Source organism: Micromonospora craterilacus (assembly GCF_003236315.1).
Classification (GTDB): domain Bacteria; phylum Actinomycetota; class Actinomycetes; order Mycobacteriales; family Micromonosporaceae; genus Micromonospora; species Micromonospora craterilacus.
In genome coordinates, this window is sequence record NZ_POTY01000524.1 from 1 (window position 1) to 824 (window position 824).

Annotated in this window: 3 protein-coding genes; all 3 read right to left on the bottom strand. The window is 67.7% G+C overall.

The window, feature by feature from the left end; all coding sequences use genetic code 11:
- A partial coding sequence (locus tag C1I95_RS34225) for a hypothetical protein (protein ID WP_146605953.1) occupies window positions 1-182 on the bottom strand: 182 nt, incomplete at its 3' end.
- A 101-nt stretch (window positions 183-283) separates the two neighbouring features.
- A complete protein-coding gene (locus C1I95_RS34230) occupies window positions 284-478 on the bottom strand; it encodes a hypothetical protein (RefSeq protein ID WP_111220267.1) in 195 nt (64 codons plus the stop codon).
- 80 nt (window positions 479-558) lie between these two features.
- Window positions 559-723: a hypothetical protein gene (locus C1I95_RS35630; protein ID WP_158566529.1), complete on the bottom strand. Its 165-nt coding sequence runs from the start codon at window positions 721-723 to the stop codon at window positions 559-561.
- Window positions 724-824: the final 101 nt, after the last annotated feature.

Genomic DNA, 824 nt, shown 5'->3' on the forward strand with positions numbered 1-824 from the left:
GGGCGGCCGGGGCGGCGCTTCGTCTCGGTGAGGGGACCGTAGCCGGCGTCCAGGTCGGCCCAGCTGACCGAGATGCCGTCCTCGGAGAGTCGCCAGCGGCCGTCGGCGCCTCGGGCCCACTGGTCGCCCTCGCGGTCGGTGACGGTGGCTCCGGGGTGCTGCGGCTCGCTGATCGTCGTCATGCCATAAGTGTAGTACACAAACCCTGGAATGTGCAAGACAGAAACGCGCCCCTCCTGCTGCCTCGCGGCGGCGGGAGGGGCGCTTCTGTGTGCGCGAGGGATTAGTCCCTGATGCCGCCCTGTCGGTCGGCGTCGTCGAGGGCCGCGAGCATGGCGGTGGCGGCATCGCGCAAGAGGTCAGCCTCCAGCGTGCCGACCGGCTCGTCGACCGATCGGATCCGCCCCGCCAGTGCGGCGTACCGGCCGGCGAGCCAGCGCGAGTAGTCGGCCCTGTCAGTGGGAACGGTGGTGACCATGGTTACTCCTGTCACGTGCGGGGAGAGGAAATCACGTGTGGCTCGGGAGGGGGCCGGTTGCCCGGCCCCCGGTGGGTGGTTCAGCTGATCGGGTCGTAGCCGAGGCGCTCGACGACTCCGGCGTAGAGCCGGGTGATCCGGGCCTTGGCGAGGCTGCTGGTGGTCAGCTTGTACGCCTCGGCGAGGCGGGTGGCGTAGCCGATCAGCTGGGCCTCGGTGCTGTTGTGGGGGGTCGCGACCTTCATTTTGCTGCCTCTCTCTCGCTTGCCTGTACCTAAATTCTACACTGCTCTAGAATTGAGCGCAATATAGTGGTGTAGAATTTCTGGCATGGACCTCCCCGACC